This is a genomic window from Hanstruepera sp. CR43 (genome assembly GCF_055227665.1).
Genome location: NZ_CP200078.1, coordinates 3,191,749 through 3,212,018, shown reverse-complemented (window position 1 = coordinate 3,212,018; position 20,270 = coordinate 3,191,749). Strand labels below are relative to the sequence as shown.

22 protein-coding genes are annotated in these 20,270 nt (G+C 34.6%); 12 read left to right on the top strand and 10 right to left on the bottom strand.

The window, feature by feature from the left end:
- The first annotated feature begins 8 nt into the window (after nt 1-8).
- The 10 genes from ACKXGU_RS14770 (at nt 9) to ACKXGU_RS14725 (ending at nt 8,402) form a co-directional block, all read left to right on the top strand.
- Entirely contained in the window at nt 9-1,922 is a 1,914-nt protein-coding gene (locus tag ACKXGU_RS14770) for an OmpA family protein (protein ID WP_463466030.1), read from the top strand.
- Nucleotides 1,923-2,177: 255 nt separating this feature from the next.
- Nucleotides 2,178-2,693 carry a hypothetical protein gene (locus ACKXGU_RS14765; protein WP_463466029.1) on the top strand — a complete coding sequence of 172 codons (516 nt, stop codon included), beginning with the start codon at nt 2,178-2,180 and terminating at the stop codon, nt 2,691-2,693.
- A gap of 157 nt (nt 2,694-2,850) precedes the next feature.
- On the top strand, nt 2,851-3,495 hold the full coding sequence (locus ACKXGU_RS14760) for a hypothetical protein (protein WP_463466028.1): 645 nt from the start codon (nt 2,851-2,853) through the stop codon (nt 3,493-3,495).
- 150 nt (nt 3,496-3,645) lie between these two features.
- Nucleotides 3,646-4,386 (top strand): hypothetical protein, encoded by a 741-nt coding sequence (locus ACKXGU_RS14755; protein ID WP_463466027.1) that lies wholly within the window; start codon nt 3,646-3,648, stop codon nt 4,384-4,386.
- A gap of 155 nt (nt 4,387-4,541) precedes the next feature.
- A complete protein-coding gene (locus tag ACKXGU_RS14750; protein ID WP_463466026.1) occupies nt 4,542-5,135 on the top strand; it encodes a hypothetical protein in 594 nt (197 codons plus the stop codon).
- Between the two features lie 162 nt (nt 5,136-5,297).
- Complete coding sequence (locus ACKXGU_RS14745) at nt 5,298-5,786, top strand: hypothetical protein (RefSeq protein ID WP_463466025.1); 489 nt, start codon at nt 5,298-5,300, stop codon at nt 5,784-5,786.
- 156 nt (nt 5,787-5,942) lie between these two features.
- Nucleotides 5,943-6,398, top strand: a complete 456-nt coding sequence (locus tag ACKXGU_RS14740; protein ID WP_463466024.1) for a hypothetical protein — start codon at nt 5,943-5,945, stop codon at nt 6,396-6,398.
- 153 nt (nt 6,399-6,551) lie between these two features.
- Nucleotides 6,552-7,154 carry a hypothetical protein gene (locus ACKXGU_RS14735; RefSeq protein ID WP_463466023.1) on the top strand — a complete coding sequence of 201 codons (603 nt, stop codon included), beginning with the start codon at nt 6,552-6,554 and terminating at the stop codon, nt 7,152-7,154.
- Between the two features lie 168 nt (nt 7,155-7,322).
- Nucleotides 7,323-7,799, top strand: coding sequence for a hypothetical protein (locus tag ACKXGU_RS14730; RefSeq protein ID WP_463466022.1), 477 nt, complete (start codon nt 7,323-7,325; stop codon nt 7,797-7,799).
- 72 nt (nt 7,800-7,871) lie between these two features.
- The gene (locus ACKXGU_RS14725; RefSeq protein WP_463466021.1) at nt 7,872-8,402 is read left to right on the top strand and encodes a hypothetical protein; all 531 of its coding nucleotides are present in this window, start codon (nt 7,872-7,874) and stop codon (nt 8,400-8,402) included.
- A gap of 131 nt (nt 8,403-8,533) precedes the next feature.
- Here ACKXGU_RS14725 and ACKXGU_RS14720 read toward each other — a convergent pair whose 3' ends face one another.
- On the bottom strand, nt 8,534-9,028 hold the full coding sequence (locus tag ACKXGU_RS14720; RefSeq protein WP_463466020.1) for a CAP domain-containing protein: 495 nt from the start codon (nt 9,026-9,028) through the stop codon (nt 8,534-8,536).
- Nucleotides 9,029-9,193: 165 nt separating this feature from the next.
- Nucleotides 9,194-9,841, bottom strand: coding sequence for a pyridoxamine 5'-phosphate oxidase (pdxH, locus tag ACKXGU_RS14715; RefSeq protein ID WP_463466019.1), 648 nt, complete (start codon nt 9,839-9,841; stop codon nt 9,194-9,196).
- A 92-nt stretch (nt 9,842-9,933) separates the two neighbouring features.
- On the opposite strand from pdxH, the gene ACKXGU_RS14710 reads away from it, so the two are divergent.
- Nucleotides 9,934-10,350, top strand: coding sequence for a hypothetical protein (locus tag ACKXGU_RS14710; protein WP_463466018.1), 417 nt, complete (start codon nt 9,934-9,936; stop codon nt 10,348-10,350).
- Here ACKXGU_RS14710 and ACKXGU_RS14705 read toward each other — a convergent pair.
- The 8 genes from ACKXGU_RS14705 to lon form a co-directional block, all read right to left on the bottom strand.
- Nucleotides 10,340-11,245, bottom strand: coding sequence for a ribonuclease Z (locus tag ACKXGU_RS14705; protein WP_463466017.1), 906 nt, complete (start codon nt 11,243-11,245; stop codon nt 10,340-10,342). The genes ACKXGU_RS14710 and ACKXGU_RS14705 overlap by 11 nt on opposite strands.
- Nucleotide 11,246: 1 nt before the next feature.
- Nucleotides 11,247-11,579 (bottom strand): ribonuclease Z, encoded by a 333-nt coding sequence (locus ACKXGU_RS14700; RefSeq protein ID WP_463466016.1) that lies wholly within the window; start codon nt 11,577-11,579, stop codon nt 11,247-11,249.
- Between the two features lie 4 nt (nt 11,580-11,583).
- Nucleotides 11,584-12,513 carry an aspartate carbamoyltransferase catalytic subunit gene (locus ACKXGU_RS14695; RefSeq protein ID WP_463466015.1) on the bottom strand — a complete coding sequence of 310 codons (930 nt, stop codon included), beginning with the start codon at nt 12,511-12,513 and terminating at the stop codon, nt 11,584-11,586.
- 4 nt (nt 12,514-12,517) lie between these two features.
- Nucleotides 12,518-13,057 (bottom strand): bifunctional pyr operon transcriptional regulator/uracil phosphoribosyltransferase PyrR, encoded by a 540-nt coding sequence (pyrR, locus tag ACKXGU_RS14690; protein WP_103052811.1) that lies wholly within the window; start codon nt 13,055-13,057, stop codon nt 12,518-12,520.
- Nucleotides 13,058-13,156: 99 nt separating this feature from the next.
- Nucleotides 13,157-15,010: a 30S ribosomal protein S1 gene (gene rpsA / locus ACKXGU_RS14685; RefSeq protein ID WP_463466014.1), complete on the bottom strand. Its 1,854-nt coding sequence runs from the start codon at nt 15,008-15,010 to the stop codon at nt 13,157-13,159.
- 176 nt (nt 15,011-15,186) lie between these two features.
- Nucleotides 15,187-15,882, bottom strand: coding sequence for a (d)CMP kinase (gene cmk / locus ACKXGU_RS14680; protein ID WP_463466013.1), 696 nt, complete (start codon nt 15,880-15,882; stop codon nt 15,187-15,189).
- On the bottom strand, nt 15,883-16,902 hold the full coding sequence (gene porQ / locus ACKXGU_RS14675; RefSeq protein WP_463466012.1) for a type IX secretion system protein PorQ: 1,020 nt from the start codon (nt 16,900-16,902) through the stop codon (nt 15,883-15,885).
- A gap of 108 nt (nt 16,903-17,010) precedes the next feature.
- Complete coding sequence (gene lon / locus ACKXGU_RS14670; protein ID WP_463466011.1) at nt 17,011-19,461, bottom strand: endopeptidase La; 2,451 nt, start codon at nt 19,459-19,461, stop codon at nt 17,011-17,013.
- 240 nt (nt 19,462-19,701) lie between these two features.
- Here lon and ACKXGU_RS14665 point away from each other — a divergent pair, with 240 nt between their 5' ends.
- A complete protein-coding gene (locus ACKXGU_RS14665) occupies nt 19,702-20,265 on the top strand; it encodes an RNA polymerase sigma factor (RefSeq protein ID WP_463466010.1) in 564 nt (187 codons plus the stop codon).
- Nucleotides 20,266-20,270 lie beyond the last annotated feature (5 nt).

The following is a 20,270-nucleotide window of genomic DNA, read 5'->3' as shown; positions in this document are numbered from 1 at the left end:
AAAATCGTATGAAAACTAAAGTAATATTCACAATAATTGCATTAAGTAGTACTTTTCTATTTTCGCAAAAAAAAGTAGCTGACAAGTTTTTTGACAACTACGCTTACTTAAAAGCGGCCGAGTTGTACGAAGAAGCTGTTACAAAAGGTGATAGTTCAGAGCATGTTTTAACCAGATTAGGAGACTGCTACTATAACAACTCGTTAACCCAGCAAGCGTCAAAATGGTATAACCTAGCTATTCGCAAGTACGATAAGGTCAATCCTGAATATATCTATAAATACATTCAAACACAGCGTAGTTTGGGTAATTACGAGGAAGCTAACACTTGGATGGAAACATTTAAGGAGCTTCAGAATGATGATAGACGTGCCAAAGAATTTAGCGAAAGTAATATTGGTCTGTATGAAAAGTTAGAATCACAAAAAGGTATTGTGGTTGAAACCAAAAACCTGGATGCCAACTCTAGCTATTCCGACTTTGGTGGTTTTGTTTTCGAAAACACCTTATATTTTGCCTCGGCTAGAAATACTGAAAACGATATTTACAAGTGGAACGGAGAACCTTATTTGGATATCTATTCTGGTGAAATCAGTAATGATGAAGAAAACAAGTATGAGCTTGGCGATGTTACTGGTGTAGAGTTTGACGAAGTAAAACGTGACGACATCCACGAAGCGAGTGTTTGTATTACCACAGATGGTAATACCATGTACTTTACAAGAGATAATGTGGACAAACGTAATAAGCCACGTTATGATAGAAAGGGAACGTCTCATTTAAAAATTTACAAAGCCCAGAAAACCGATGAAGGTTGGGGCGAAAGTGTCGAATTGCCATTTAATGACGACGTCTACTCTACTGGTCATCCAGCATTGAGTCCAGACAACAAAACCCTTTATTTTGTTTCAGATCGTGAAGGCGGTTATGGTCAAACAGATATCTACAAAGTATCTATTGATGGTGACAGCTATGGTATGCCTGAAAATTTAGGAGAATCCGTAAACACCGAAGGACGTGAAATGTTCCCATTTGTGGCTAAAGACAGTACCTTGTACTTCTCCTCTGATGGATTCTTAAACCTTGGTTTATTGGATATTTTTAAATCCAATGTCCTTAAGGATGATTCAGCTGAAGCTGTGAACTTGGGAGCGCCTTACAATAGTGGTTATGATGACTTTGCTTTCTATATCAATAGCGATACAAAAGAAGGTTACTTCTCATCTAACAGACCAGGTGGTAAAGGTGGTGATGATATTTACAGCCTTAAGGAAATGCCTTGTAAACAACTTATTAAAGGTGTGGTAAGAGACAGTTTAAAATTAACACCATTAGCTGGTGCTAAAGTACAGCTTATTGATGAAGCTGGTAAGATTGTAGCTGAAACCAATACCAATGAAGAAGGTGAATATGAAATTGAAGCCGATTGTGATCAAAAGTATACTGTACTAGGTAGTATGGACGATTACAAAGATGATAAGAAAGACATTACAACGTCTGATATCAATGGCGACGAAAATATTGTTGACCTGAATTTAGTACCATTAATTATTGGTGGCGAAATAGTGATCAACCCAATATTCTTTGATTTCGATAAATGGAATATCAGACCGGATGCTGCTTACGAGTTAGAAAACATCGTTTCTGTCATGCGTGCACACCCTAATATGGTGATCAAAATTGAATCGCATACAGATAGTCGTGGTAGCGATCGTTATAACATGAAGTTGTCTGACAGACGTGCCAAATCAACCCAAGAGTACTTGTACTCAAGAGGTATTGCCCAAGAGCGCATAGAAAGTGCTATTGGTTATGGTGAGTCACAGTTGGTTAACGAATGTTCAAATGGTGTACCATGTACCAAAGAACAACATCAAGCTAACAGACGATCTAAATTCATCATCTTAAGCGATAATCAATAAAACACATCTGAAATGCTGGTTAGGCTGTTTAAGCAGCTTAATTAGTGATTTCATAACAATACTAGTTATAAGATTTAAGTAAATTGATTTAATATGCTTACAAATATTAAAACCTTCCTAACAATGATCTTATTAACTAAAAAGCCACTCCTAGCGAGTGGCTTTTGAATTTTAAAAATGTTAGATTTGTAGGTGTATACATAATAAAAATAAACACACCAGTGTGTTTATCCATTTGTTGTGCATCATTAGACTATGGAACATGAAGATTTTTACTCATTAAGCTTTAACTCAAATAATGTGGAATTATTTGTGGAAGTAATAGGTGATTATGACAATCAGAAACTAAAAACAGGTGAGTATAATCCTAATCCCTTAAAAGTCAAAAAAAGCCAAGGAAGAAAAGCTTATGATATAGTTCGATTGCAGGATGTGTTTAATTTTCTAATATCACCTAATCTTCGGAAAGCATTGGAGTCTAATAATCTGACAGGATGGAAAACATATCCAATTGAATCAGATATTGATTTAGACGGATATAAAGGGTTTCAATGTACTTCATCTTGTGGCTCACCCCTTCGACCTAAAAACAGTGGATTTGTAATCGGATATGAATTTGACCATAAAACATGGGATGGTAGTGACTTTTTTATACCTGAAACAACGATGATGATTATTTGTTCAAGAAAGGCTAAAGAAGTGATTGAGAGCTTCAAGATTAAAAATATAGAATTGGAAAACCTAAAAACTCTGGAATGGTTTAACGCATAAATAAAACGAATGCACAACAACGTGTATAGTTCATTGCTTCTGATTTTCCTACACGGAAAATCCTCGCACCGAACTATTGCCAGTTTTATTTGCTAAATTAGTGACCAGACCAACGCAACAAACCATACACAAACCGGTTGTAGCACATTTGAACAAAATGAAGAAATTCATAATAATCATATTGTTTCTGATTTTTAATCTGACCTTTGGACAAGAAAAAATTGACCCAACGGAATCGCTCATTTCGGAATTTAAAGCGGAACTGAACGAAAAAAACATAACGGATTTTTTTGTCGTAAAACGGATTACATATGGAACTGCATATATTGCGGATTTGAGCGACCCAAATTCTTGTAATCCGAATGGAACTTACTTTACAATGTATGCGTTCTGGAAAGACGGAAAAGATGGTTATGTGAAAAAATTTGATAATTGTGGAGAATTTAATTCATTAAAATTATACGATTCAAAACCGATTGAATTTTATAAAAAGAACTACGAAAAACTGAAATCTGAAAAAGTAAAATCTTATCAATTAACACCTGACAGTCTTGGAAAAAATGGATTAGTTTACAAAAGCATTTCTTCTGTAACTCATCAACCGCAAAGATATTTTTGGTTTTTTACCGAGTCAACAGAATTTACTAATCATTTTGACACTTACGATTTAACTACTGAAAAGGATAAACCGAATTTGAATCATAAAACGAACAACGAACTCAATTTAGTTAAACTGAACGCAATTTGCGAAGAAATTATTAATGAGTTTAACGATAAAAATATGTTTAACCGAATAGAATAAAAACGTGCTACAACACCGGCTATAGTTCATTGCTTCTGACTTTCCTTGCGGAAAGTCCTCGCAAATTTGCTATCTTCGGTTTTCGGCGGAAAATCCTCGCGGATTTTCACGCAACGAAACCATAGCCCAACCGTTAGCAAACATTTGAAAATGAGAATACTGACATTCATATTTTGTATTGTATTGATTAGCTTTTCATCTAACGATAAAGTATTTGAGGGTGAATTGATTTATCATCACGATATGAAAATGAAATCTGAAAACTATTCCGAATCAAGAAATTTTTACAACACTTTAACAATAACATACAAGGACAAGAATTACATAAAACTGACAAACAAAAAGGACTACGAAAAAATACTTTTCATTGATTCTCTGAGAAAAGTTTATGTAATCTATAAAGACAACTTGAGTAAATCTAAAAACCTCTCAATGAATGAGGATAACCTGAATTTTGGAAAACTTTACAATCGAGAAAATTCTCATTTTGGAAAAATAGTTTCATTATCAAAATCAGACACAATTCTAAATTTTGACAAAGAAAATCGTGAATTAAAGAAGCTATTCGTGGAAAGAGAATATGGAAACGAAACTTATGTTTATTCCGATTCTAAAGAATTTAAGCTGACTGACAATCGTAACATATTAAGGAATATCGGAGAACAAATACATCCTGACGAAATAGCATCAGAATTGAAAAACTCTATACTCTTCTATTATAAGTTGGACGTTAAAAATGCGGACTTATATGAGGAATATAAATTAGTTAAAATCAATAATAAGGCAATCGAAAATAGTGTTTTTAAAATTCCTGAACACAAAGATGCTAAAGGATATAAAAAAGAAAATAAAAAGAACGGGCGATTTAAATATTACGAATTGACTAAATAAAAACGTTTGCTAACATCGGCTATAATTCAGCGTGGCTTATGCCCTATTCTGGAAAATATGTAAATTTAACCAAGCTGATTTCTTACGCGGAATGTCCTTCGGACGATTCCACGCCGAAATCATAGCCCAACCGTTGTAACACATTAGACTGAACTATGAACTTTTTAGAATTTTTAAAAGATTATCCAGGAATTGGAGCAACTTCAATAGCAATTGTTTCCGGAGCTTTGGGTTGGTCTATTAGAAATTTGGTTCAATTCTATATCGACAAATCCAAATATAACAAAGAATTAAAAACCTTCTTTTGGAAAGAGAAAGTGAACTCGGCGAAAAAAGCTTCTGAATTTTATTTGGAGCATATGAATTATCTCAACCTATTGAGACACCAGTTCGAAATCTTTGAAAAAGGTGAAATTGAACATCAAGAACTTTATGATAACATTCAAAAAGAGGTTGAATTTTATTCAAATAAATTAAAAGCATTCCCACATTTCGAACATCATCATATAAATATATTTTATGATTTTGACGAGAAACGTGCAATGGAAATAAACAAAAGAACTTTTGATATCCAGAGAGAATTAATTGACTTGCAACCTAAAGAAGGAGATAGTCTTGAGAAAATTGACAGGAAAGTAATTGAAATTAAAAAAAGAGCGACTGAATTAAAAGACAACTACGAGGAACACTTTAAAATCTATAAGAAGTACCTCAAAAAGGTTAGAAAAGATTTGGAAGATTACCTCTAAAAAAAACGTGTTACAACACCATGTATAATTCATTGCTTCCGATTTTCCTCACGGAAAATCCTCGCAACTTTACTATCTTAGTTTCTTAACATGAAAATCCTGCGGATTTTCACGCAACGAAACTATACACAAACCGTTGTGTGTAATTAGAAAAAAACGAATATGAAACTTTTAGCATTAAGTTTACTAACTATATTATCTGTGCAATGCAAGATATTCGGACAGATAGACATAAAATCTGAATCTGAAATACTCGCTGGAATTGAGTGGCTTTCGACTAATCCAGTGGAACAAGCGGACAAAGAATTTGTGTCAAAGTCATCGGATTATATTACTTATCAGTTTGTAAAATATCCAAACTTCCCTGTAAATTTTTCAGCACTAAAGGAATTTATGGACACAGATAGGAAATACAAATATTATGACGAAATTAATATTGTATTTACTAGCAATCAATTGGCAAATAAAATTAGAACAGGTAATAAATATGATTTAAAAGATTCCTCTATAAAATCTATGAATAAAGTATTGGAATATTATAAGTTATTATTAGAAAAAGAACCTGAACAAAGGAATAGCGTTTTGGACAAATACTCTAAAATGAGTGAAAAAGAATTAGAAAAACAAATTAAAAAACTTCTAAAAAAATAACTACACACAACACCGGCTATAGTTCATTGCTTCTGACTTTCCTTGCGGAAAGTCCTCGCAATTTTGCTATCTTCGGTTTACGGCGGAAAATCCTCGCGGATTTTCACGCAACGAAACCATAGCCAAACCGTTGTACAACATTTCCCAAGACGCAAAATGACACCTGAATTAGCTAAAAATATCGGAATTAAAAAAGCCTTACAATCTGCGACGATTGGAATTTTAATTGCGTTTCTATTTATGATGTTACTTGCTGGTGGAAACCCACAATGGATGGTTGAATGGAATTACTGGATAAATATTATTATCGGAATCGGAATATTTTACGGACTTGCATACTTGTTCGGAAAAAACGCTGGATATGAAATTTTGATAAAGAAAAAAGATTCTGACAAAGTCGGCGCAAAATACGGATTTCTGACTTTGATAATAACCGCTTTCCTTGTTGGTTGGACTGGATTTGTGCAAGAAGGAATGGAACCTTATGACACCTTTTGGGATTCATTTGAGGACTATATTTTCAAACCATTCTTTTGGATAATGGTAATTGGATTTATTCCAGCAATTTTAGTCGGAATTCAATTTGGAAAGTGGATTAAAAGAAGTAAATAAAAAAAAACGTTGTACAACAATGTATAAAAATAATTGCTCAATTTTGGGCTTAACCAAAGGTAGTTGCAAGTTTACTACGTCTGATTTTCCTTCGGAAAATCTTCGCACGTAAACCCGCAACTATTCTTATACGAGCCGTTGTAAAACATTTGAATGAAACTTCTGCTAACCATTTTATTACTTCTAAATTTTGGAGTTTCTAACTCTCAAAACTTCATTGACGGAATAATAAATTGTTCAAAACATTGGGCGAATGAGAAGTTAAGGTTTTCAGTTGAAAAAGATATTTTAGACAATAATTTCAAGTTTGAGAAATCAGAAACCTTAATTGAAGTTTACAATGAAAATGAAGGCAAACTTCAACGACTGACTTTAGACGAATTTAATAAATCTGATTTTCCAGCTACTCAATTATGGTTAAATTATAAAGTGATGGACGAAAACTTAATTCTTACTGAATTATTATTTCCATTTAACCTCAATTGCACCACACCTTGGAGTTCAAAAGACACTGAAGAAATTCTAGAACCTTATTTAAAAGTTTTAGAAAAGAAAACAAGAATTGACCTAAAAAAAGCAATTAAAATCGGAAAAGAGAATGGACTGAATGAAATTTATTTTTGGGACATAGATTATGAGAAAAAGAAACTGATTTGGACTTTAAAAAGTATAGAAAATAAACAAACGAAAGTGATAAAAATAAATTCTAGAAATGGAAAAATTTTATCGGAATTTATCGAAATCCCAATTGACTAAAAAACGTTTTACAACACCGGCTATAGTTCATTGCTTCTGACTTTCCTCTCGGAAAGTCCTCGCAAATTTGCTATCTTCGGTTTACGGCGGAAAATCCTCGCGGATTTTCACGCAACGAAACCATAGCCAAACCGTTGTAGCACATTAAACCAAAATCACGTGAAAAGAATGAACACCTACTTAATCTTCGGACTTTTAGCATTAATCGGAATATTCGCTTTGATAAGTTGGAATTCAAAACGGAATTCAAATACACTCGGAATTTCGGAAAATAAGACAGTATTGAGAAATCGTGAAATCCAACAAGAAAAACGAGAATTAAAGCTTACTGTCTCTTATGACTATGGAGCAATCACAAAAACCATCTCTGAAAAAGCGACAGCGGAAATAATAAAAAGCACGATGGAATCAATTAATTGGAATGAATTTCATATTGTGCAATTGGAAGACGAAAGTGGTGATACTTTTAAAGGTTTACACGTGAGTGGTAGTTTAGTAGAAGATGGATTGGCTTCTGGATTTGTGACAGACGACGACCATATTCTAAAGGTAAAACCAATAGAAACAGTTGACCAAATGACTGAAATACTACTTGACTTTTTGAAAGGAGAAGATGTTTGGCGGAATAAATATTTATATAAATAACGTGCTACAACAACGGCTATAATTCATTGCTTCCGACTTTCCTATCGGAAAGTCCTCGCAGATTTTCATTGCATGAAAGCATTAAATCATAAATATGATCTATTGAAAAGAATGAAAAAAATAGTTTTATTAGTATTTATCCTAACATTGTTTTTGATTTCTTGTAATTATGTAAATAATTCCATAAATGTAAGTGTTGACGATACTCTAAACATTGACTTAGTAAAAATTGAATACGGCTTTTATTCTATAAATGAATTGTCAGATAAGAATTTGATTGATAAAGGGTTATCTGAAATGATTTTTGAAAATAATGATTCAAAAGCTTTTAATACAATTTGCGGTGAGAATGATTTTTTAGTAATTTATGCTGACAAATATTATGTTAAAGTCCGACATTTTATACCAAATGATTTTAAAGATACAATTCCGGATGAACATGAATATAATTTTGAAATAGTAAATAATGAAGATGGACTCATTTTAACTCTAAATATTGTTGGAACTGATGGTTTAACGATAAGAAAGGAATTCGCCGAAATCAAAGATGCTGCAAATTATCGAAACGGAATAAAAATAACAAAGAATATACTTACTAATTAAGATTTATAGCCTAACCATGAATACACCTTAAGACAAAAAAAAGACTACCAGAACGGCAGTCTTTTTTCGTTAAGTAAATTGATTTGGGTTGCTATTAATCTATCTATATACTAACAATTATGAGTCGGTTTTTATTTCTTAACAAATATATTGGTGTAATACCATCTACCTTCTTCATTCTGTTCGGCAGAGATATCAAAATCGGTATAATTCCCTTCAATGTTCTCGCGGTGACCATCACTATTTAACCAGGCATTGACCACGGATTGTGCCGATGTGTAACCATAGGCCACGTTTTCAGACACTCTATTGGCACCTACATTATTAACCAAATAACTTTTACGTTGGAAAAAATTATCGTGAGATACGTTATTTTGAGCAATCATATAACCTGTATGGCCATAAGCTTGCGCTTTAATAACATTCATATTGTTTAATGGGTTTAAACCCATACTTAATCTATGATCGTTTATCAGTTCCATAATTTCCACTTCAATAGCTTTGGTTTCTGGAACCACTAAATGAGCTTGTGCATTGTTTGCATTGTCATCTAAAGATTCAGATGAACATGAGGTCGCAAACATGATTAACAATACCATAACTGGTAATAAAGTAGGTCTTTTCATTGTTAGGTTATTTAGATTTGGGATAGTAAAATTAACCGCCTACCTGAAAGAAAGTGTTAAAGAAATGTTAAAATCGATTAAAGACATGCATTTTGTCGATTCATTATGTTTTTAATCGATGAAATGCACGTTTTGAAGTAAAAATCATGCTTTTAATCGGTTTTATCAGGGCGATAATCGATTTTTAGTCCAGGAGTAATCTGTTTCTAAATGGTAACGGATTCTATCGTGTAATCTATTTGGGCGACCTTGCCAAAATTCCATTTCAACAGGTTTTACAATGTAGCCTCCCCAAAATTCTGGTCTTGGTATCTCCTGCCCTTTATACTGCTTTTCTAAAGCCTTTAATTTATTTTCCAGATAGGCTCTATTGGGTATCACCGCACTTTGGTCAGACACTGCAGCTCCTAACTGACTGCCTCGTGGTCGTGATTCAAAATAACCGTCGCTTAAATTGTCACTTATCTTTTCAGCAACACCTTTGATAATGATTTGCCGTTCGGCACCATGCCAGAAGAATGATAAACAAACATTGGGATTATTGGCAATGGCCTTTCCTTTTTCACTTTGATAGTTCGTGTAAAAAATAAACCCTTCATAGGTAAAACGCTTTAATAGAACGACGCGACTTTTTGGGAAACCATCCAAACCTATGGTTGAAATCGTCATGGCATTGGTTTCGTCTTGCGGAAAATGGTCATCAACTTCATGAAACCAGGATCTAAACAATTCCATCGGGTTTTCAGGGGATTGCTCAAGAGTCAATTCGCCCTTTTCATATGATTTTCTGTAATTGCTTAAGTCTGATTCCATTAAGACATCGTTTTATTAAAATTGCTAATTAATTGCAGCCAATATTTTTAAACCACTGAAATTTCTTATAAATTTAAGCAATAATTGATAAAATGTTTTTTGAAAAAAGTAATTATTTCAAACTATTAAAGCATCACAAAATCACCTTATCCTTTGGTGATTTTTATTTGTTGGATAATTTCATAATTGCCGAACTGCATGAAGGCATCCACTTTGACTGGAACAAAATTCAAAAATTGGCAGCCGAATTGATTCGCCATTATGGTTACGAATTAAAAATAGGGTTTATTATCAACAGGGTTAACTCCTACTCGTCTGATCCGCATTTATGGACTCAATTTGATCAGGAATTTGGTTTTATTGTGGCTACAGCTATTGTGGTCTATGATGATATTAGTTACATGAATGCCACTTTAGAAAAACAATTTACCGAAAATAGTCTCAAGCGTTGCTCCAGTCTGGAAGAAGCTATTCACTGGATGGAAAACCTGGAAGAGTTCAAAAGTTAAATACCTTACCACTTTCGGCTAATTCTATGTTGTCAAAAACTGTTTGCGCTTCGGTTCTAAAATCTTCAATAGTATCATATCTTGTAGAATAATGCCCTAAAATTAAGGTTCCTACTTCTGCTTTTTTGGCAATGGTAGCGGCTTCAATGGCACTACTGTGCTTTGTAGGGGCTGACAAGTGCGCATGCTTTTCCAAAAAGGTTGATTCATGATACAGTACGGTCACATTCTTAATGATTGGCACAATACTTTCAGTATAGGCAGTATCGCTGCAGAAGGCGTAGCTTTTGGGCGTATTGGGTTCTTTGGTCACTGTCTCATTTTTAATCAATTCACCCTTTTCATTAGTAACATCAAAACCTTTCTTTAATTTTCGATAATAGGCCCTATCAATATCGGCGTTTAAAACGGCGTTGATAACTAATTTACGCTCCCCTACTTTTTCTTTAAACAAGAATCCATTAGTATAAACCCGATGTTTTAACGGAATCGTAGTCACAGAAACTTTATCATCCTCAAAAATGACTTCAGATTCATTAGAGGTTAATTCATGAAATATCAATTTAAAGTTAGTCCATGAATTCCCCAGCTTTAACTGAAGGGTTATAACTTCTTTGAGGCCTTTTGGTCCATAAATATGTAAGTCGGTTTCTCGTGTAAGTAATCTGAAAGTCGAGATTAATCCAATTAATCCAAAAAAATGATCACCATGAAGATGAGAAATAAATATGTGTTTAATTCTGGAAAATTTGACTTTATTACGACGTAATTCAACTTGAGTCCCTTCGCCACAATCAATTAAAAATATGTGATTATTGATTTCTAATACTTGCGAAGTCGGGTTGGTATTAATCCTTGGAGTTGCACTATGACAGCCTAAAATGGTTAGTTTCATTTTAAAAACCTAAATCACGCTCCATTTCTTCCATTTCAACGATGTCGTAAGCTTCCTGCATGGTTGGTACAACCACCAATTCATCAGGCATTTCATCTAAATTCACTTTATCGGTAACAATCACAAACGAATTTTTTGCTTTTCGATGGGTGTTGGACAATTTCAGAAACTCCACAATTTCAGATAAACTAATCGGTTTTAAACTGGTTAAAGCGATAATGACATTATCATGTTTAAATCGCTCGTATAAAACATCTAACTTTTTAACCAATTCCACAATAGACGCTTTCTCCTGGGTTATAATGGTAATGTTGTCTTTCTTGTCAAAAATCATAATACTACTGTTTAATTTTTGATGCTAGTAAATAAATAACAGCCATTCTAATTGCCACACCGTTTTGTACCTGGTCCAATATAATGGCCTGATCTGAATCTGCTACCTCGCTGGTTATTTCCACACCACGATTGATTGGTCCTGGGTGCATGATGGTAATTTCTTTGTCAAGAGACTGCAGTAATTCCATATTGACACCATATTGTTGTGTATACTCTCTGGCCGACGGAAAATAACTCACGGACATGCGTTCATTTTGAACGCGGAGCATATTGGCAACGTCACACCAATTTAGGGCTTTTTTTAAATTAGTTTCCACCGTAACACCCAATTTATCAATATATTTTGGAATAAGAGTTTTAGGTCCACAAACCATAACCTGCGCACCTTGGGTTTTTAAGGCGAATATATTTGATAAGGCCACGCGACTATGCAAGATATCACCAACTATAACCACTTTCTTACCCCTGACGCTTCCCAAACGCTCGCGAATGGAATAGGAATCCAATAAAGCCTGTGTTGGATGTTCATGGGCGCCATCACCTGCATTAATAATACTGGCGTTCACATGATTGGATAAAAATACACTGGCACCAGGATTTGGGTGACGCATAACCACCATATCCACTTTCATGGAAAGTATATTGTTGACCGTATCGATTAAGGTTTCGCCTTTTTTGACAGATGATTGCGATGCCGAAAAGTTGATTACATCAGCTGATAAGCGTTTTTCTGCTAATTCAAAAGACAGCTTGGTTCTGGTGGAATTTTCAAAAAATAAATTGGCAATGGTAATATCACGCAGTGATGGTACTTTCTTGATCGGTCGGTTGATGACTTCTTTAAAATGGTCAGCCGTTTCAAAAATAAGTTTAATATCGTCGTTATTCAGATATTTGATTCCCAATAAGTGATTGACACTTAACTCACTCATACTATCAATTGTTTATTAAGTATACGGCATCCTCGCCTTGTTCTTCTTCCCAATGCACAATGACTTTTTCTTTATTAATGGCATCTACCTGTCTACCCTTATAGTTAGGTTGAATAGGTAAATGTCGACTAAATCGTCTATCGATTAAGGTTAATAATTCAATTTCATTTGGTCTGCCAAACGATTGAATAGCCGTCAGTGCCGCACGAATACTGCGACCCGTGTACAACACATCATCAATAAAGACTATTTTTTTATTTTCTACTAAAAAGTTAATCTCTGTTGTATTGGCTTCAAGGGGTTTGTCACTGCGTCTAAAATCATCCCGAAAGAAGGTAATATCTAAATGCCCCAATTGTACATTTTTGACTTTGTAGTCTTCTCGTAACATTTGAGCCAGCCTATTGGCCAAATATTTTCCTCTGGGCTGAATGCCTATTAATACGGTATTCGAAAAATCGTTGTGGTTTTCAATAAGTTGACAAGCCAATCGGTGAAGAATGATGTTTACCTCTTTTGCGTTAAGTAAAACTTTTTGACTCATAAACTATCCAAACGTTGTTTGGAGTACAAAGATAATGCAAAAAAATAAAAAGCCTTCCAAAAAACTGGAAGGCTTTTACTTTTAATGATGAAGGTTTAATTACTTACCTTCCATTTTATCTTTAAGAGCTTGCAATGTATCATTAGCATCACCTAAAGTAGGTTTAACTTCTGCAGCTGCATTTTTAGCGGCAGCAGCTTTTACATTAGCAGCTTCCTCTTCTCTGAAGATAGCCGTATGTGAAGCAACAACACGCTTAAACTCTTTATTAAATTCAATGATTTTGAATTCTACTTCTTCACCTTTCTTAAGTTTCTTACCGTCTTCTTTTTCCATGTGACGAGAAGGAACGAAAGCAACAATATCCTCATTGAACTCAATAGTAGCACCTTTGTCAACTATTTCAGTTAATTCAGCTTTGTGAACGGTTCCAACAGCGAATTCTTCTTCGTATTTATCCCAAGGATTTTCAGTTGTTTGTTTGTGACCTAAACTTAATTTACGTCCTTCAACATCCAACTCAAGAACAACAACGTCTAATTTATCACCAACGTTACAGAACTCACTTGGGTGTTTGATTTTCTTGGTCCAAGATAAATCTGAAATATAGATTAAACCATCAATACCTTCTTCCAATTCAACAAATACACCAAAGTTTGTAAAGTTACGAACAGTACCTGAATGTTTAGAACCTACAGGATATTTAGATGTAATATCTGTCCATGGATCTGGTGTTAATTGCTTAATACCTAAAGACATTTTACGATCTTCTCTATCTAATGTTAAGATTTGAGCCTCAACTTCGTCTCCAACAGACACGAAATCTTGAGCTGAACGTAAATGTGTTGACCAAGACATTTCAGAAACGTGAATTAGACCTTCTACACCATCAGCAACTTCAATAAACGCACCGTAATCTGCAATAACAACTACTTTACCTTTTACTTTGTCACCAACTTTAACATCTTCACCTAAAGCATCCCATGGGTGTTTAGATAATTGTTTAAGACCTAATTGGATTCTTGATTTATCTTCATCAAAATCAAGGATTACCACGTTAAGTTTTTGGTCTAACTCAACAATCTCATTTGGATGGTTAATACGTGACCAAGAAAGATCGGTAATGTGGATTAAACCATCTACACCACCAAGGTCAATGAACACACCATAAGAAGTAATGTTTTTAACAACACCTTCTAATACTTGTCCTTTTTCTAACTGACCAATGATTTCTTTCTTTTGTTCCTCAATATCTGCTTCAATAAGCGCTTTGTGAGAAACTACAACGTTTTTGAATTCGTGGTTGATTTTAACAACTTTGAATTCCATTGTTTTATTTACGTACTGATCGTAATCGCGAATTGGCTTCACATCAATTTGAGAACCTGGTAAGAATGCTTCAATTCCGAAAACATCTACAATCATACCACCTTTTGTTCTACATTTAACGAAACCATTAACGATTTCACCACTTTCGTGAGCAGCATTCACACGATCCCATGCCTTGATGACACGTGCTTTTCTGTGTGATAATACTAACTGACCCGTAGCGTCTTCACGAACATCGATTAAAACTTCTACTTTGTCTCCTACTTTTAAATTCGGATTGTAACGAAACTCGTTTAATGAGATAACACCTTCAGATTTTGCGTTGATGTCAATAATAGCATCACGATCTGTAATGTGGATAACTTCTCCTTCAACAACTTCATCATCTAAAGTGTCAACGAAATTTTCAGCTACTAATTTTTCAAATTCTTTTAATTGAGAATCTTCAACCTCATCAATACCTTCTTGGTAATTGTGCCAGTTAAAATCTTTTAAGAATTTTTCAGGGTTTGCTTGAGCTTCAGATACTACTGGAGCCTCTGCTGTTTTTGTTTCAGTTTCAGTTACTTCAACTGCTTGTGCTTCAGTTGCTTCAACTTCCGCTTGTTTTGCTTTTTCAGCCATATGCTGATACTAATTTGTATTCTGTTATGTCTTGGAAAATTTAAGCAATTAACACACAGAAGTGTTATGTTTAAGTTTGTATCCCTCTTTAATTTCCAATGCATTGCTAAAAAGGAGTGCAAAAATACTACTTTTTACTTAATAAAACAATAGCTTATTCGTTGAAAATTAAATAATTATTCCAAATTCTCTAAAGTCATGGTAACCAGTTCCAAAACTTTTTGAAATTGCTGGTCTAATGTTAAGTTGGAATTGTCAATTTCTATAGCGTCTTCAGCCTTTACTAAAGGTGAATCCGCTCTGTGGGAATCGATGTAGTCTCTCTCTTGAATATTTTGAAGGACTTCGTCAAAATTTACCTTATCGCCACGATTGACCAACTCATCATAGCGCCTTTGGGCTCTGGTTTCTGCAGAAGCGGTCATAAAGATCTTTAATTCGGCATGAGGAAACACCACAGTACCAATATCACGTCCATCCATAACAACGCCTTTTTCTTTCCCCATTTGTTGCTGTTGTTTCACTAATTGATAACGCACTTCTGGAACAGCAGCCACACGGCTTACACAGTTGGAAACTTCTAATGTGCGGATTTGCTTTTCAACATTCTTTCCATTCAGATAGACATCCGCATTGGCAGTTTCATGATTTAACTCAAAATGAATAGTGACATGATGCAAGTTTGCAACTAACGCATTGACATCAAATTGATTGTCATCAATAAATTGCTGATTCATAGCATATAAGGTCACAGCGCGATACATGGCCCCGGAATCAACATAGATATAACCGAGATGTTTAGCTAATTGCCTGGCTACCGTGCTTTTCCCTGTAGATGAAAATCCATCAATGGCTATTGTTATTTTATGCATTTATCTTAAATCAATTTGCATCCCAAAAAAATTGGCATTAGACGCACTGGTGTATCGTGCATGCGTAAAGCTAAACCTAAATTTATTGAGTTTTAGTCCAATTCCCGCCGAAATTCCAGAAAAATTTCTTTGATCCACAATGCGTAACTCCTCACCTCTCCTAAAATTATAACCCAATCTGATATTGAATACACCTGCTGGAAATATTTCAGCACCTAAAATGGTATGACGTAACACATTCCCAAAAAAACCGACTTTTTCTTGTGTTTGATTACCTTCCAAATCTGTTTCAGCACGAGCTGGATTAGCAACACCAATTGGCCATTGCTGCAAATTTTCAAATGTCAAATGCCATCGTAAGGGTACATTTTCAAGGGTTTGCGACATTCCAAAGGCTATTTCCAATGGTAATGGTTCATTTTGACCAGCATAGGTAGTAATCTGTACACCTAAATTTCTAACAACCAGAGTAGCCTGAAACTCAATATCTTCATCAATATACATTAAAGCTGCATCAACCGCCGCTCCAAAAGATGAATACTGCTCTAATTTTGATGTAATTAACTTAACGGTGCCACCTAAATAAAAATCGGAATAACCAATCTGCCGGGAATGTCCAAAAGACAATGACGCTTCATTACCAGAGAAGGTTCCTGTTGAGTTCCCTAATTCGTCATAACCATCAAAACTGCCATAATTTATATAGGATATACCTGCAAAAAACGTTAAAACCCGCCTGTCCCAAGTATAACCATAAGCCGCAGTTCCATAACTAATACCGCCTAAATAACTGGAATAATTTATAGCAAGCTGATTATCCATTTCCACGTTAATACTGGACGGATTGGTTAGTGCCTGCGTAACATCATAATCAATATTGGTAAACACTTTACCTCCCAATGCTGCCTGACGTGGCGAGGAAATTAAATTGAGGAATTGATACGTTGATTGACCACCTAATTGGGCAAAAGTATAAGTGCTTAAAAGCAAGCAAAATAACGTGGTAATTCTTTTCAACATAAACGCTGCAAAGTAACTAAATCTATATTAAAACGAATGCAAGAATAATTTATTTTTAGGCATATAAAAAACCTCGAATCAAATTCGAGGTTTCACATTTAATATTTGTTATAGTTTTTTGGCGTTTTTCACCTTTTGATTTGTTAATGCCAGTTTTATGACATCACTCATCTCGGTTACATAGTGAAAGGTCAAGCCTTTTAAATATTCAGGTTTAATTTCTTCAATATCACGTCTATTTTCTTCACACAGCAATATCTCCTTAATTCTTGCACGTTTAGCAGCCAATATTTTTTCTTTGATTCCACCAACAGGTAATACTTTTCCACGTAAGGTAATTTCACCTGTCATAGCCAAGCTTTTCTTTACTTTACGTTGTGTGAATAACGACACTAAAGATGTTAACATGGTGACACCAGCACTCGGTCCATCTTTAGGTGTGGCGCCTTCGGGAACGTGTATGTGGACATTGTATTTATCGAAAACATCCGAATCAATACCCAATTCATCAGCATTAGCCTTAATATATTCCATAGCGATGGTTGCCGATTCCTTCATCACCTTCCCTAAATTACCAGTCACCGTTAAATTCCCCTTACCTTTAGATAAAATAGATTCTATAAACAATATATCGCCACCAACACGTGTCCAAGCCAATCCTGTGACTACACCAGCCACGTTATTATTTTCGTATTTATCGCGCTCTAATTTTGGCCCACCAAGTACTTCGATAATATCATCATTAGTAACTTTAATGTTATAGTCCTCCTCCATGGCAATATTCTTTGCTGCATACCGCACCATTTTAGCCAATTGCTTTTCCAAGCCACGCACACCAGATTCTCGGGTATAGCCTTCAACGATCTTTTCTAATTGCGGCTTACCTATTTTCAAGTGAGATTCGTTCAAACCATGCTCTTTAAGCTGTTTAGGCAATAAATGGCGTTTGGCAATCTCAACCTTCTCCTCTATAGTATAACCCGTAACATTGATGATCTCCATTCTATCCAATAAGGCAGGCTGAATCGTTGACAAGCTATTAGAAGTAGCAATAAACATAACTTTGGAAAGGTCATAACCCATTTCTAAAAAGTTATCATAGAATTCACTGTTTTGTTCTGGATCCAATACTTCCAACATCGCAGAAGACGGATCTCCTTGATGGGAATTGGATAATTTATCGATTTCATCTAAAACAAAGACTGGATTAGATGTACCAGCTTTTTTTAAACTTTGCAAAATACGCCCAGGCATGGCACCGATATACGTTTTTCTGTGTCCACGAATTTCGGCTTCGTCCCGCAAGCCACCTAATGACATACGCACATATTCTCTGCCCAAAGCCTCTGCAATAGACTTTCCTAAAGATGTTTTACCAACACCTGGAGGTCCATAAAGACATAAAATAGGTGACTTCATATCATTACGTAATTTAATGACAGCTAAATGTTCAATGATACGGCGTTTAACATCATCTAAACCATAATGATCACGATCTAAAATGCGTTTGGCGCGTTTTAAATCGAATTTATCCTTACTGTACTTATTCCAAGGAAGATCTAAAAACAAATCCAAATAGTTACGCTGAATGGAGTATTCAGCTACCTGTGGATTCATGCGTTGCATTTTAGCCAATTCCTTGTCAAAATGTTTAGCAACTTTTTCTGGCCATTTTTTACTTTTGGCCCGATGTCTCATCTCTTCCAACTCTTCGTCATGACTTACACCACCTAATTCCTCTTGAATGGTCTTCATTTGTTGGTGTAAGAAATACTCACGCTGCTGTTGGTTCATATCACTTTGAACCTTTAATTGAATATCATTTTTAAGCTCCAATTTCTGGAACTCGATATTCATGTATTTCAGCGTTTCAAGCGCGCGTTCTTTCAAATCATTCATTTCCAATAACTGTTGTTTTTCAGTTACGGAAAGATTCATATTTGATGATACAAAGTTTATCAAGAACGAATCACTTTGGATATTTTTAATAGCGAAGGATGCCTCACTGGGAATATTTGGGCTATCCTTAATTATTTGCAGTGATAAATCTTTAATGGAATCGATAATGGCATTAAACTCCTTATTTTTTTCAACTGGTCGTGCTTCAGGCACTTCTTTTACCGTTGCTGTTAAATAAGGTTTTTCAGATACCACCTCATCAATTTGGAAACGTTTCTTTCCTTGAATAATAACTGTTGTATTACCATCAGGCATTTTTAAAACCCGTAATATTCTGGCGACTGTACCTGTTTTGTAAATATCCTTACCTGTTGGATCCTCTACCGATTCATCCTTTTGAGAAACCACGCCAATAACCTTACTACCGTTATTGGCATCCTTGATGAGTTTTATAGATTTATCTCTTCCGGCAGTAATGGGAATCACCACACCTGGAAATAAGACCGTATTTCTTAAGGACAAAATGGGTAAGGAATTCGGTAAGTCTTCTTTTCGTATTTCTTCTTCATCTTCAGGAGTCATTAAGGGAATTAATTCTGAATTTTCATCAAAATCCTGTAATGACAAACTGTCAAGTGTTAAAAAATTAGATTTCTTCATAGTTATATTTAAGTCATTCTGTCATTAAAATTTCTAATAACAAAATTTCTATTGTATTTTTATTAATAATCAAATGCTATATCTTATTTAATTTCAGCTATTTAAGCCGTGTCAAATAAGCACAAGCACATATATAGTTTCAATTAACATGCCATCTGTTTCATGATTAATAAAACTTTTTTTTCATAAAAGTGTAACAATCGAAAACATGAACCATCTTTATACTAACAATTTGATTTTTTGACACTAACCACCAAAAATATCGAAGAGCTTGTAGAGCTTTGCAAAACTGGCAATCAATTTGCGCAGTTGGAAATTTACAATCGCTATTATAAAGCCATGTATAATGTAGCTTTTAGGATTGTAAAAGACAGTTTTGAGGCTGAAGACATTATGCAAGATTCATTTTTGTCGGCCTTTACAAAACTTGACAGCATTAACGATACAGTGACTTTTGGTTCATGGCTAAAACGAATTGTTATTAATAACAGTATTTATCATTTCAATAAAAATAATAAGTACCAAAACGTTCCTTTTGATAATGTGATGTATAAAATTGAAGATGACAATCAGGGCATAGACAGTGATTTTTCAAATTCAAATGACAAGGCAAAACTCGTTTTAAAAACGCTGGATACGTTAAAAGATAATTACAGAGTAGCCTTGACCTTACATTTAATAGAAGGATATGATTATGAAGAAATTGGTGGCATTATGGGTATGTCCTACGCAAATTGCCGAACAACCATTTCTAGAGCAAAAGAAAGTTTGAGACAAAAATTACAACCACTGGTTAATCATTAAATTGA